This window comes from Micrococcus sp. KT16, assembly GCF_003315015.1.
GTDB lineage: Bacteria > Actinomycetota > Actinomycetes > Actinomycetales > Micrococcaceae > Micrococcus > Micrococcus luteus.
Genome location: NZ_QNRG01000014.1, coordinates 1 through 13536, shown reverse-complemented (window position 1 = coordinate 13536; position 13536 = coordinate 1). Strand labels below are relative to the sequence as shown.

The following is a 13536-nucleotide window of genomic DNA, read 5'->3' as shown; positions in this document are numbered from 1 at the left end:
GGGACGGCGCTGGCCCCGACGCACGGGGCCGACGGCCCCGAGGTGGAAGACACACTACCGGGCGCGACGTCCCACTGTGCGGAACCGGACGTTACTGTGACACGCCGAATGTCCACCATGTGGGACACCGGGGCCCCGGGCGCCCCTCGCGGGCGCGCCGGGGAGCGGGTCAGCGCCGGACGGCGTCGTCCTCCGCCGCGCCCACGGCGTGGGACCCGGAGCGGCCCGCGGCGACGGCGGCGCCGTCGTCGCCCTCGGGGGCGTGCCCGGCGCGCCACACGCTCTGGTGGGCGTGGGGGCCGGCGGCCGCGCCGCGATGGCGCAGCAGGATCCCGACGATGAACGCGAGGGCGATGACGAACACCAGCAGGGACGTCCACACGTTGAGCCGCTGGGTGACGCCGAAGAGCGTGACCATCTCGGCGTCGTCGATGCGCAGCATCTCGATCCACGTGCGGCCCACGGTGTACCAGGCGACGTAGGACCACAGCATGAGGCCGTGGCGCAGGTGCAGCGCGCGGTCCACGAGGAGCAGCAGCGCGACCCCGGCCAGGTTCCACAGGCACTCGTAGAGGAACGTGGGGTGGAACAGCGTGTCCGGGGCGTAGCCGGCCGGGAAGTTCGGGCTGGCCGGGTCGACCTCGAGCCCCCAGGGCAGGGTCGTCGGGCCGCCGAAGAGCTCCTGGTTGAACCAGTTGCCCCACCGGCCGATGGCCTGGGCCAGCAGGATGCCCGGCGCGACGACGTCGCCGAAGGCCGTCAGCCGCAGCCCGTAGCGGCGGCACGCGATCCACGCGCCCACGGCGCCGAGGGCGATCGCGCCCCAGATGCCCAGTCCACCGTTCCACACGTACAGGATCTGGATCGGGTCGCCCGTGCCGTCGAAGCCGGGCCCGAAGTACCGGTCCGGTGAGGAGAACACGTGGTAGAGCCGACCGCCCACGAAGCCGAACGGGATGGCCCACAGGGCGATGTCGAGCACACGGTCCTCGGGGCCGCCGCGGGCGCGCCACCGACGCTCGGCGAGCCACAGCGCCAGGACGATGCCCAGGATGATGCTCAGCGCGTACGCGTGGATCTTCACCGGGCCGATCTCGAAGCCGTCCCAGGTGGGGGCGGGGAACGCGGCCAGGGGTGCGAGGGCGGCGGGGGACGCCAGGGAGGCCAGGGCGGTCATGCTCAGCCCTCCCGGACGGCGCCGGCGGCCAGCTCGCGGGCGAGGGCGCCGACGGCCTGCGGCCCGCCGTCCGTCAGCGCGCGCACCAGGGCCGTGCCGACGATCGCGCCGTCGGCGTAGGCGCCGATCTCGCGGACGTGCGCGGCCTGGGAGACGCCGAGGCCGACGCACACGTGCTCCGCCCCGGCATCCTGGGCCCGGCGGACCACGGTCTCGGCGACGGTGGACACCGCGTCGCGGGTGCCGGTGACGCCCATGACCGACACCGCGTACACGAAGCCGCGGGAGGAGTCGACGGTGAGGCGCACCCGCTCGTCCGTGGACGAGGGCGCGGTGAGGAACACGCGGTCCAGGCCGTGACGGTCCGAGGCCTCCATCCAGGCGCCGGCCTCCTCGGGCACGAGGTCAGGGGTGACGAGACCGGCGCCCCCGGCCTCGGCGAGGCGGCGCGCGAACTCGTCGACGCCCATGCGGTCCACGAGGTTCCAGTACGTCATCACCAGCACCGCGGCGTCAGTGCGCTGGGTCACCCGTCGGATGATGTCGAAGACGTCGGCCACGTGGAAACCCGCCTGCAGGGCGGCCTGGGTCGCGGCCTGGATCACGGGGCCGTCCATCACGGGGTCCGTGTAGGGCAGGCCCAGCTCGATGACATCGGCGCCGTTGTCCGCGGCGGCGACGACGGCCTCGACGCACTCGTCCACGGACGGGTAGCCGGCCGGCAGGAAGGCGACGAGGCCGGTGCGGCCGGCCACCTTCGCGGCATCCAGGGCCGCGGCGGTCTTGGAGTGCACGGTCATGCCGGTCACTGCTCCTCTCCGGGGGTCATCTCCTCGAGCGGGTCCTTCTCCTCCGTGGCCGTGCCGAGGCCGAACCAGGCCGCCGCGGTGGCGACGTCCTTGTCCCCGCGGCCGGAGAGGTTCACGATGATGATCCGCTCCTGACCCTCCGGGGCGTCCGGCCCCACGAGGCCCTCGTCCGCCCAGCGGCGGGCCAGGCGCAGCGCGCCGGCCAGGGCGTGGGCCGACTCGATGGCGGGCGTGATGCCCTCGGTGCGCGTGAGCCGGAGGAAGGCGTCCATGCACTCGGTGTCCGAGACCGGCTCGTAGACGGCGCGGCCCGTGTCGTGCAGGAAGGCGTGCTCCGGGCCGACGGCCGGGTAGTCCAGGCCCGCGGAGATCGAGTGGGAGTCGATCGTCTGCCCGTCCTCGTCCTGCATCAGGTACGTGCGGGCGCCGTGCAGCACGCCGGTGCGTCCGAGCGTGATGGACGCGGCGTGGCGGCCGGTCTCGAGGCCCTCGCCGCCGGCCTCGAAGCCGTAGAGCTCCACCCCAGGGTCGTCGAGGAAGCCGTGGAACAGGCCCATCGCGTTGGACCCGCCGCCCACGCACGCCGCGACGGCATCCGGCAGGCGGCCGGCCTGCGCCAGGATCTGCTCGCGGGCCTCTTCGCCGATCACGGAGTGGAAGTAGCGCACCATGGCGGGGAACGGGTGCGGGCCCGTGACCGTGCCCATCAGGTAATGCGTGGTGTCCACGGAGGCGACCCAGTCCCGCAGGGCCTCGTTGATCGCGTCCTTCAGGGTGCGGGCGCCGATCGCCACGGGCACCACCTCGGCGCCGAGCATCTGCATGCGCGCCACGTTCAGGGCCTGGCGGCGGGTGTCCTCCTCCCCCATGTACACGGTGCACTCCATGCCGAACAGCGCGGCCGCCGTCGCCGTGGCCACGCCGTGCTGGCCGGCGCCGGTCTCCGCGATCAGGCGCGTCTTGCCCATGCGGCGGGCGAGCAGCGCCTGGCCGATCACGTTGTTGATCTTGTGCGAGCCGGTGTGGTTGAGGTCCTCGCGCTTGAGGAAGATGCGCACGCCGGGGGTGTCCGCGGCGAACCGCGGCACCTCGCTCAGCAGGGAGGGCCGGTTCACGTAGTCCCGGAACAGGGTCCGCAGCTCGGCCTCGAAGGCGGGGTCCTGCCGCGCCTCCTCGTAGGTGCGGGTGAGCTCCTGCAGCGCGGCCATGAGGGACTCGGGCATCCACTGCCCCCCGTAGTCGCCGAAGTAGGGCCCGGCCTGACCCTGATACGGCCCCTCGAACTCGATCGCGGGCTCGGTGCTCGGACGGTCGGCGCTCATGGCGACCACGCTCCTCGGGTCTGGTTCGGTCAGCGGACGGTGAGGGACGCGGCGCGGAACGCGCGCAGCGCCTCCTCGGGGGCGCCGTGGCGCACGAGGGCCTCGCCCACGAGCACGACGTCGGCGCCCGCGGCGGCGTAGGCCTTGATCTGCTCCTCGGACTCGACGCCCGACTCGGCGACCCGGACGACGTCCTCGGGCAGCCCGTCGGCCAGCGCGGCGTAGCGGGCCGGGTCGACGTCGAGGGTCTTGAGGTTGCGCACATTGACGCCGAGGATGCGGGCGCCGGCGGCGACGCCGCGCTCGATCTCCTCGGGCGTGTGGGCCTCCACGAGGGCGTGCATGCCCAGGGACTCGGTGAGCTGCAGGAAGCCGGCCAGCTCGGCGTCGTCGAGGGCGGCCACGATCAGCAGGACCAGGTCGGCCCCGTGGGCGCGGGCCTCGTGGATCTGGTACTCGGTGACGGTGAAGTCCTTGCGCAGGACCGGCAGATCGACGGCGGCACGCACGGCGTCCAGGTCGGCCAGGCTGCCGCCGAAGCGGCGGGCCTCGGTGAGCACGGAGACGGCACTGGCGCCGCCGCGCTCGTACGCGCGGGCCAGGGTGGCCGGCTCGGGGATCTCGGCGAGCGCCCCCTTGGAGGGGCTCGCCCGCTTCACCTCGGAGATCACCCGGATCCCCGCGGGGTCGGTGCGTCCGCCGTGCAGGGCCGCGTGGGCGTCGCGCGGCGCAGGGGTGGCGGCCACCAGCTCGGACAGGCGCGCCTCGGGCAGGGCACGGCGGCGAGGCTCGAGGTCCTCACGGACGCCGTCGATGATCTCCTGGAGGACGGACACGCGGATCAGTGACCGTGCTGGCCGCGACCCGCGCCGGCCTTGCCGGCGACGATGCCCACGACGACGCCCACGGCCATCAGGGCCAGGCCGATCCACACGACGACGCTCCAGTCGGCGAGCAGGCCGACGCAGCCGGCCACGAAGCCGACGAGCACGAGCGCCACCATGGCCCACGCGCCGGGCGAGTTGCCGTGGCCCGGCAGCTCGAGGTGGGTCGGGTCGTTGAGCACCAGGCCGTCCTCGGTGACGACGACGTCCTCGACGGCGCCGCGGCGGGCGGCGCGACGGGTGGTGGGCTCGGTGTGCGCGGTGTTCGCGGTGTGGCTCATGGCTGTCCCTCACTGGTGCGTGGTGTACATGACGACTGTCCCTCATTGTGCCATGCGGGCACGGGACCGGGCCCGCGTGACCCGGGACGACCCGGGCGGTGCGGGGCGGTCCGAGAGACGGGCGCTCACGTGGGGTCGTTGCCGCGGGACAGCTCGTCCCACGCGTCCATCTGGTCCACGCGCCGGCGCTGGGCCGCCTCGCGGGCGGACTGCGCGGGCTGCTCCCCGGCGGCGGCCGGGCCGGGCTCGGAGGCCGCAGGCGCCTTCTCGTAGCGCCGGGACGAACGCCAGCCACGGCCCGCCAGTGCCGCCACGACGCCGCACAGCGCCGCGAGCACGCCGCCGGCCGCCGCGACCCACGGCCACGCCGTCACGGCGTAGTCCTGCGCGAGCGCAGTGGTCCCGGTCGCGTCGGCGACCGCGGCGGCCGCCGTCGTCGCCGGATCCAGGGCGGCGGTGACCGAGGTCGAGGCGATCACGACCCCAGCCAGCGCCATGAGCACGCCGACGATCACGGCGCCGAGGCGCCGGGCGGTGGTCAGGGCGAGGGCACCGGCCATCACGACCAGGGCCATGGCGGTGGCGACGGGCGCGGCGGCGCCGCCCGACGTCGTCGCCTCGGAGGCGATCCCGCCGGACAGGCCCGTGGCGGTCACCCAGGTGCGGCCCGCCGTGAGCAGCACGAGCGCGCCGGCGGCCAGCGCGGCGAGGACCACGGTGCGGCGGCGCATCACGCCTGCCCCAGCTCGCCCGCGGTCAGCACGGACCGCAGCGGCGCCGTCGCCTTGGTGACGGTCTCGGCGGTCTCGGCGTCGGGATCGGAGTCGGCGACGATGCCGGCGCCGGCCTGCACATGTGCCTGGCCGCGGTGCAGCGTGGCCGAGCGGATGTTGATCGCCATGTCCATGTTGCCCGCCAGGTCGAAGTAGCCGACGACGCCGCCGTAGGGCCCGCGCTCGGTCGGCTCCCACTCGTCCAGCAGCTGCAGGGCGCGGGGCTTCGGGGCGCCGGACAGCGTGCCGGCGGGGAAGGCGGCGCGGAGGACGTCGAGCGCGTCGACGTCGTCGCGCATGCGGCCCTCCACATGCGAGACCAGGTGGAGGATGTGGCTGAACGCCTCGAGCTCCATGAACTGGGTGACCTCGACGGTGCCGGGGCGGCACACGCGCGAGAGGTCGTTGCGGGAGAGGTCCACGAGCATGAGGTGCTCGGCCCGCTCCTTCTCGTCCTCCACCAGGTCCTTGCCGAGGAGGCGGTCGTCCTCCTCGGTGGCCCCGCGCCGCCGTGAGCCGGCGATCGGATGGGTGACCACACGGCGGTCCCGCACGGTGACGAGCGCCTCGGGCGAGGAGCCCACGATCTCGTACGGCTCCCCGTCCGGGGTCTCGAAGGAGAAGAGGTACATGTAGGGGCTCGGGTTCACCATGCGCAGGACGCGGTACACGTCCAGACCGGTGGCGTCCGTGGTGACCGAGAGGCGGCGGGAGACGACGGCCTGGAACACCTCGCCGTCGCGGATCGCCCGCTGGGCCTTCGCGACGGCCTCGCGGAAGCCTTCGGCACCCCACCGGTCCTCGGCCTGGGCGGCGACCTCGTCCGCGTCCGCCTCGAGCCAGCGGCGCGGGACGTCGCTGACCGGGTCCGCGGCCGGGGCGGCCAGGCGCTCCACCATGGCGTCCAGGCGGGCGAGCGCGTCGTCGTAGGCGCGGTCCGCGCCGGTGGCCAGGCCGTTGCCGTTCACCGCGTTGGCGATCAGCGTCACGGTGCCGTCGAGGGCATCGTGCACGGCCAGGTCGGTGACGAGGTTCATCGCGAGGTCGGGCAGGCCGAGGTGGTCCTCGGGCGGGTGCGGCAGGCGCTCCCACGCGCGGACCGTGTTCCACCCCAGGAAGCCGGCCATGCCGGAGACGAGGTGCGGCAGAACGCCTCCGATCTCGGCGCGCACGTCCGTGCGCAGCAGGCGCAGGCACGCCGCGAGCACGTCCAGGGCTCGGCCCTGCGTGGGCAGCCCCTCGGGCGGGGTGCCCTGCCACTGCGCCTCGCCGTCTCGCGAGGTCAGGGTGACGGCGGAGCCGGCCCCGATGAAGCTGTACCGGGACCAGGCCGCGCCCGGGGTGGCGGACTCCATCAGGAAGGTGCCGGGGCGGGAGCCGGCCAGGCGCCGATGGATCGCCAGCGGCGTGAGGCCGTCCGCCAGCACCGTGCGGACCACGGGGATCACGCGGGCGGTGTCCGCCAGACGCAGGAACTCCGCACGGGAGGGAGTGGTGGCGGCGGTCATCGGGCGGCCTCCTCGGGGTCGACGGCGGCCGGCGGCATGACGAGCTCGCGGCCGGTGAAGCAGGTGCGGGTGCCCGTGTGACAGGCGGGGCCGGTCTGGTCCACGGTGAGCAGCAGGGTGTCGCCGTCGCAGTCCGCATGGACCGCGCGCACCCGCTGCAGGTGGCCCGAGGTCTCCCCCTTGCGCCACAGCTCGCCGCGCGAGCGGGACCAGTAGGTGGCCCAGCCGGTCTCGAGCGTCGCGCGCAGGGACTCCTCGTTCATCCACGCCATCATGAGCACCTCGCCGGTGCCCTCCTGCTGGGCGATGGCGGGCACCAGGCCCCGGTCGTCGAAGGTCACGGAGGCCACGAGGTCGTCGGGCGGGGAGATGCTCATGGAGGTCCAGTCTAGGGAGCCGGAGCGGGGCGTGGCCGCCGGGGTCAGCGGACGGTGTGCCCCGCCTGCCGCAGGGCGTCCTTGACGCGGGCGAGCATGTCGTCCGGGCCGAAGTGGAACAGGGAGGCGGCGAGCACCGCGTCCGCGCCGGCCGCGACGGCGGGCGGGAAGTGCTCGGGCTCGCCGGCGCCGCCGGAGGCGATCAGCGGCACGCGCGTCACGGCGCGCACGTCCCGGATCATCTCCAGGTCGAAGCCCTCGCGGGTGCCGTCCGCGTCGATCGAGTTGAGCAGGATCTCCCCCACCCCGCGCTCGGAGGCCTCCCGGCACCAGGCGACGGCGTCGATGCCGGTGCCCCGGCGGCCGCCGTGGGTGGTGACCTCGTAGCCGGAGGCGCAGCCCGGGTCCTCCGTGCGCCGGGCGTCGAGGGAGAGCACGAGGACCTGGGACCCGAAGCGGCGGGTGATCTCCGTGATCACCTCGGGCCGGGCCACGGCCGCCGTGTTGACGGAGACCTTGTCCGCCCCCGTGCGCAGCAGCCGGTCCACGTCCTCGACGGTGCGCACGCCGCCGCCCACGGTCAGCGGGATGAAGACCTCCTCTGCCGTGCGGGTCACGACGTCGTAGGTCGTGGCGCGGTCCGAGGTGGAGGCGGTGACGTCGAGGAACGTGATCTCGTCGGCGCCCGCGGCGTTGTAGCGGCGAGCGAGCTCGACCGGGTCGCCCGCGTCCCTCAGGTTCTCGAAGTTCACGCCCTTGACCACGCGCCCGGCGTCCACGTCCAGGCAGGGGATGACACGCACGGCGAGGCTCACGTCGGCTCCTTCGTCTCGGGGGGCTCGGGCGGGACGGCGCGGGCCGTCAGAGGCGGATCGCGTGGATCGCGGAGATCAGGATGCCGCGGGCGCCCAGGGCGTACAGCTCGTCCATGACGCGGTTGGCGTCCGGCTTGCGGACCATGGAGCGCACGGCGACCATCGTCTCGTCCCGCAGCGGGGAGACCGTCGGTGACTCCAGCCCCGGGGTGACCGCGGTGGCCGCCTCCAGCAGGTCACGGCGGATGTCGTAGTCGATCATGACCCAGCGGCGGGCCACGAGCACGCCCTTGAGGCGGCGCAGCAGCACGTCGAGGCCCTCGGGGCGCTCCCCTGCGCGGCCGATCAGCACGGCCTCCGAGTCGAGGATGGGCTCGCCGAAGACCTCCATGCCGGCGGCGCGCAGAGTGCTGCCGGTCTCCACGACGTCGGCGATCGCGTCCGCCACGCCGAGCTTGACGGAGGACTCCACGGCGCCGTCGAGGTGGACCACCGTGGCGTCCAGGCCGGTGCGGGCCAGGTAGTCGGAGAGCAGGCCGTCGTAGCTCGTGGCGATGCGCTTGCCGGCGAGCTGCTCGGCGGAGGTGAAGGAGCCGACGGGGGCAGCGAGACGGAACACGGAGCGGCCGAAGCCGAGCGCCATGATCTCCTCGGCGGTGTCCCCCACCTGCGCGTCGCAGAACAGGTCGCGGCCGGTCAGGCCGACGTCGAGGGTGCCCTGGCCGACGTAGACGGCGATGTCCCGGGGACGCAGGTAGAAGAACTCGACGTTGTTCTCGGGGTCCACGAGGACGAGCTCGCGGGAGTCCCGGCGTTGCCGGTAGCCGGCCTCGGTCAGGATCTCACGGGCGGACTCGGACAGGGCGCCCTTGTTGGGCACGGCGATGCGCAGCACGCGTCGGTCTCCTCGGGGTGCGGTGGGGCGGGCGGGGAACGGGGCCGGCGGCCTCAGAGGTGGCGGTAGACGTCCTCGAGGCTGATGCCGCGGGCGATCATCATGGTCTGCACGTGGTACAGCAGCTGCGAGATCTCCTCGGCGGCGGCCTCATCCGACTCGTACTCGGCGGCCATCCAGACCTCGGCCGCCTCCTCGACGACCTTCTTGCCGATCGCATGGACGCCGGCGTCGATCTGGGCCACGGTGCCGGAGCCCTCGGGGCGCTCCTGCACCTTGCGCGTCAGTTCCGCGTACAGCTCGTCGAAGGTCTTCACGGGACCACCCTAGCGACCCTGCCCCTCCAGCCCAGACCGGAGTCGGTCATTGTGACGTACGGGACGGCGGGGTCTTCGCCACGCGCTGCACCTACGGGCCCACGTGGGACGTGCCGGCCGCTCAGCGTCCTCCCCCTCCCATGTCTGCACGTTCCTTCACTCCCATCGGGGCACGCGCGCGAGGCGGCCGTGGACGTGGGGATGACGGGCTGAACGTGCCCGTCCGGTCCGCACGCATGGCCCGGGCGACCTCCGACAGGTGGGCACGACACGCTCGTTTCTGACCCCAGCGACGACACCGCTCCTTGCACACCTGAGACACCACCAGGTCGATCACTGCCCCGAACCCCGCCCGGGCCCACCGCACCAGATCTCTTCCGCGACGCACACATCCATCTCGTCGACTGTCCACGCGTCCGGGCCTCGGGTCCAGGCCCTGGAGGTCACCGGCGGGCGGCGCGGCCGCGCCCACGTCGCCGACGGGGAACAGGAATGATGCGGCGAGAGGATCTGGGGGTAGCCGTCGTGGCCCTCCTCCCCTTCCCGGACGAGGAGCAGAGCCCCGCGCTCGGACCCGCGAACTGGAGCATGACCCACCACGATGAAGGCGACCCATCCCGTCCCGCACACCGAGTGAGCGCCCGGTTGCAGCGAGCGCAGAAGATCCTCTCCCGCTGGCGGGTGGCCACGGGCAATGCGGTGGAAGGCATGGAATGGGAGCGGGATCCCGGTGATGCGCAGCTCGTGGAGATGGCTCGGCTGCCCAGCAGTGCCGAGCTGCCCAGCGCTGGAGCCTGGCTTCCGGGGCTGGAGATCCTCATGGGCCTTCGTCGCAGACCTGGTGCCGGGCCCCCTCAACCACCGGCTCGCCACGTGCTCGTTCTATCGGGAGAAGGCTTCGGCGCCCGTCCCCTCGGCGCGTCGCCATGCTCGCCCTGACGTGAGCCGACGTTCGTGGGTGCGGGGCGTCGGCCGACTCCCACGGGGGTGGCCTCACACGCACCCGACGGTCTGTCCCACCACGTCTCAGACCCTCCGACACTTCTGTCCAACAGCTCGGTTTGGGACCGTTTCTGACGTGATGCTCTCGTGGGCGGACGGGGCGTGTAAAGGGGTATACCCGGCTGGACATCCTGGCGGGCAGATGCCCGATGTCGGCGGCGAGGCCACACCCCACCTTGCCCTGCGACCGGTTACCGGTGGTAATGTGCCGCCATTATTCATTCGACCCTTTATGGAGCCCCTGAATACATGAGCGACGGCCCAGCCGCCTGCCCTGGTGACAGTCCGAGCGTCACCCCCACCCCACCCCGCAGCTGGCGGGGTCGCCTGCACCTCGTGGGGAGGTGACTCAGGCATGGATCCAGTCCTGACACTGATCCTCGGATCCCTCATCATCCTGGCGATCATCGCCGCCAACGGCTTCTTCGTGGCCCAGGAATTCGCGTACATGTCTGTAGACCGCGTCCGCCTGCAGACCGCTGCCAAGGCCGGCGACCGCGCCGCCGCCCGCGCACTGCAGGTCACTCGCCGCACCTCCTTCATGCTCTCCGGCGCGCAGCTGGGGATCACGGTCACAGGCCTCATGGTGGGCTACGTGGCAGAGCCGATGGTGGGTGCGGCCCTGACCGAGTTGCTCGGCGGCACCGCACTGCCTTCTGAAGTGGTCATCGCCATCTCCACGCTGGGCGTACTGGTGGTGGCCACCCTGGTGCAGATGATCATCGGCGAGCTATACCCCAAGAATTTGGCCATCGCCAACCCCGAGCCCCTGGCCCGCGCTCTGGCCCGGCCCACACAGATCTACCTCGGCCTGTTCGGCTGGCTCATCTGGGTCTTCGACAAGGCGGCCGAGGTGCTGCTCAAGCTCCTGCGCATCGAGCCAGTGCACGACGTCGACAGCACCGCCTCCGCCGAGGACCTGGACCGCATTGCCCTGGACTCCAGAGCTTCCGGATCCTTGCCCGCGGAGGTCTCCGTCCTGATCGACCGGGTGCTGGACTTCCCAGACCAGGACGTGCAGCACGCGATGGTGCCCCGCTCGCGTGTGGACGAGGTTCAGCCCCAGACCTCCCTGGCTCAGGTGCGCGACCTGATGGCCACCGGCCACACCCGCTACCCGGTGATCTCGAACGAACACGAACCGCTCGGGGTAGTCCACCTCACCGACCTGCTCGGTGAGACCCGGATGGCCCCGGACACCCCCGTGTCCGCCCTGATGCGCCCTGCATTGGTGCTGCCCACGATGATGTCCCTGCCCGACGCAGCCCGGGAGCTCGACGGCTCAGGGCAGCAGATGGCGTGCATCGTGGACGAGTTCGGCGGCTTCGTCGGCGTGCTCACAGTGGAAGACCTCGCGGAGGAGCTCGTGGGCGAGCTCACGGACGAGCACGACCTGCACCCCCAGGAGGAGATCACCGCCACAGGCCTGCACTCCTGGGTCCTGAGCGCAGAGGCCCACCTGGACGAGCTCGAGCGCCTCGTCGGGCACCCCCTGCCCGTGACCGAGGCCGAGTCCGCCGCCGGTCTGACCATCGACGCTCTGGGCCGTCTGCCCCGGGAAGGCGAGGTCATCACGATCGACCTGCCCGAGGACCCACGAGACTTCGGGGCTGAGGAGGTCTACGACCGCCACCTGCAGGTCGAGGTCCTCTCCATCCAACGCAGGGTCCCGGCTCGACTGCGGATCCACCTCATCGAGGTGCCCCGCTCTGACACCGCCGGCAGCCATGCCGCCCACGAGGCCCAGCCCGACGCCACCACGGACGAGGAGCGATGATGCACGGTCCACTGATCGTCATGCTCGTGACCACAGCGCTGATCGTGCTCAGCGCGATCTTCGTCATCATGGAGTTCTCCCTGCTGGGCGCCCGCCGGCACCGGCTAGAGGCCGAGGCAGGACGCAGCCGCGCCGCGCGGGCCGCTCTCAAGGGAGTCGACGAGCTGACCCTCATGCTCGCCGCAGCCCAGTTGGGCATCACCTTGTGCACCTTCGCCCTGGGGGCGATCACCAAGCCGGCCGTCGACGCATGGCTCGGCCCCGTCCTGGAGGACTGGGGCATCCCCGCAGCGGCAGCCGGAACCGCCTCCTTCGTCCTGTCCTTGCTGGCCGTGACCTTCCTTCACCTGGTCATCGGGGAGATGGCCCCCAAGTCCTGGGCCATTGCCCACCCCGAGACCGCAGCCAAAGCCGTGGCCGTGCCCGCACGCGCCTTCGTCTGGACCGTTCGCCCCCTGCTGCTGCTGGCCAACCGGCTGGCCAACCGCCTGGTGACCCTCAGCGGCGTCACCCCCGTGGACCAAGCCGCCGTGGGCGGCTACGACGCAGCGGCCATTCGTCAGCTGGTTGAGCACTCCGCCGCCGCCGGCACCCTGGACCGGCAGAACCATGAAGCCTTGGCCGGTGCCCTGGACCTTCAGACCCTCACTCTCGGGGACCTCCTCCCCCAGGGTCAGCACCCGGTCAAGGTCGCCCCCGACGCCGACGTCGAGGCGGTCCAGAATGCCGCTGCGTGCTCAGGGCACTTGCGTATCCTGGTCCAGCCGGACCATACCCCTGAGAGCGTTCCGGGCGTCGTCCACGTGCGGGACACCCTCACGATGGAGCCTTCTGCGCCAATCCAGCCGCTTATCCAGCAGGCTCTGACGCTGCCCTCCACCACACCGTTGCACGAAGCACTTGCCTCCATGCGCCGCAACAGCCGCCAGCTGGCCGCAGTAACCCAGGACAACCGGTTCACTGGGGTCGTCACCCTCACCGACGTCTTGCGCGGAGTGTTGCCCCGCGCGGCTTGAGTCCACACCTCGGCAACACCACCGCGGGGGCCGCTGAAACGGCCCCCGCGGTGGTGTGGACAAAGAATCAGAATCGGCACAGTGGCCTCGCCCCCCATTCCGGCCTCAATGGGCTCAGTCATGCTCCGACTCACGGGCGTGTAACGGCTAAATCGGTCGTTTGTGGCGGCTGCTCGGTGTGCCGCCCGGTGTCATGTGTGGCTTGCGCCGCTATATGGCGGGGTTCTGTCGGAGCTCAGTGGCGGCCTCCAAGCACGCGGGCAAGAGGGCGCTGCGAGTGAGGCTCACGTTCCGCAAGCCGATCCTTCACCGGGACAGCGGCCGACGGCAGGCCGGAGGAATAGGCGTCGCGATAGGGTGCACCCCGCGCAACAGAACCGTTGCGAAAGGTCTAACACCCCAACGCAACAGAGTGGGCCGCCATGCGCTGCCACGGGCCCGTGAACTTCGGTGTCACAGGTAGCGGCAGACATCCTCGGGGGAGCACGTGGCCGGGTCGCCGGCGGCGGCGTCCTCGCGCAGGTCGGCGATCGTGGTGCGTAGCTGCGCGAGCTCGGCGAGTTGCCGGTCGATCACATCAAGG

Annotated in this window: 13 protein-coding genes; 2 read left to right on the top strand and 11 right to left on the bottom strand. The window is 72.3% G+C overall.

The annotated features are described in order from the left end of the window. Positions 1-169: 169 nt before the first annotated feature. The 11 genes from lgt to DE149_RS09875 all read right to left on the bottom strand — a co-directional run bounded on the left by lgt (position 170) and on the right by DE149_RS09875 (position 9158). On the bottom strand, positions 170-1177 hold the full coding sequence (gene lgt / locus DE149_RS09925) for a prolipoprotein diacylglyceryl transferase (RefSeq protein WP_020624215.1): 1008 nt from the start codon (positions 1175-1177) through the stop codon (positions 170-172). 2 nt (positions 1178-1179) lie between these two features. Further along, positions 1180-1986, bottom strand: a complete 807-nt coding sequence (gene trpA / locus DE149_RS09920; RefSeq protein ID WP_020624216.1) for a tryptophan synthase subunit alpha — start codon at positions 1984-1986, stop codon at positions 1180-1182. Beyond that, positions 1983-3308 carry a tryptophan synthase subunit beta gene (gene trpB / locus DE149_RS09915; protein WP_060973957.1) on the bottom strand — a complete coding sequence of 442 codons (1326 nt, stop codon included), beginning with the start codon at positions 3306-3308 and terminating at the stop codon, positions 1983-1985. Before trpB ends, trpA begins: the two co-directional genes overlap by 4 nt. 29 nt (positions 3309-3337) lie before the next feature. Beyond that, a complete protein-coding gene (trpC, locus tag DE149_RS09910) occupies positions 3338-4144 on the bottom strand; it encodes an indole-3-glycerol phosphate synthase TrpC (RefSeq protein WP_063189271.1) in 807 nt (268 codons plus the stop codon). Between the two features lie 5 nt (positions 4145-4149). Then, positions 4150-4473 (bottom strand): HGxxPAAW family protein, encoded by a 324-nt coding sequence (locus tag DE149_RS09905; RefSeq protein WP_010078761.1) that lies wholly within the window; start codon positions 4471-4473, stop codon positions 4150-4152. A gap of 125 nt (positions 4474-4598) precedes the next feature. Then, positions 4599-5204: a Trp biosynthesis-associated membrane protein gene (locus DE149_RS09900; protein ID WP_036338648.1), complete on the bottom strand. Its 606-nt coding sequence runs from the start codon at positions 5202-5204 to the stop codon at positions 4599-4601. Then, positions 5204-6754, bottom strand: a complete 1551-nt coding sequence (locus DE149_RS09895) for a chorismate-binding protein (RefSeq protein ID WP_113914419.1) — start codon at positions 6752-6754, stop codon at positions 5204-5206. The genes DE149_RS09900 and DE149_RS09895 overlap by 1 nt, the downstream gene beginning before the upstream one ends. Next, entirely contained in the window at positions 6751-7131 is a 381-nt protein-coding gene (hisI, locus tag DE149_RS09890; protein WP_036382780.1) for a phosphoribosyl-AMP cyclohydrolase, read from the bottom strand. The genes DE149_RS09895 and hisI overlap by 4 nt, the downstream gene beginning before the upstream one ends. Positions 7132-7175: 44 nt before the next feature. Next, a complete protein-coding gene (gene hisF / locus DE149_RS09885; protein ID WP_036382782.1) occupies positions 7176-7946 on the bottom strand; it encodes an imidazole glycerol phosphate synthase subunit HisF in 771 nt (256 codons plus the stop codon). 46 nt (positions 7947-7992) lie between these two features. Further along, entirely contained in the window at positions 7993-8841 is an 849-nt protein-coding gene (gene hisG / locus DE149_RS09880) for an ATP phosphoribosyltransferase (protein WP_036315380.1), read from the bottom strand. A 53-nt stretch (positions 8842-8894) separates the two neighbouring features. Beyond that, on the bottom strand, positions 8895-9158 hold the full coding sequence (locus DE149_RS09875; RefSeq protein WP_010078767.1) for a phosphoribosyl-ATP diphosphatase: 264 nt from the start codon (positions 9156-9158) through the stop codon (positions 8895-8897). Positions 9159-10515: 1357 nt separating this feature from the next. On the opposite strand from DE149_RS09875, the gene DE149_RS09865 reads away from it, so the two are divergent. Both DE149_RS09865 and DE149_RS09860 read left to right on the top strand, forming a co-directional pair. Beyond that, positions 10516-11937, top strand: coding sequence for a hemolysin family protein (locus DE149_RS09865; RefSeq protein ID WP_036337238.1), 1422 nt, complete (start codon positions 10516-10518; stop codon positions 11935-11937). Further along, on the top strand, positions 11937-12953 hold the full coding sequence (locus DE149_RS09860; RefSeq protein WP_036337237.1) for a CNNM domain-containing protein: 1017 nt from the start codon (positions 11937-11939) through the stop codon (positions 12951-12953). The genes DE149_RS09865 and DE149_RS09860 overlap by 1 nt, the downstream gene beginning before the upstream one ends. Positions 12954-13536: the final 583 nt, after the last annotated feature.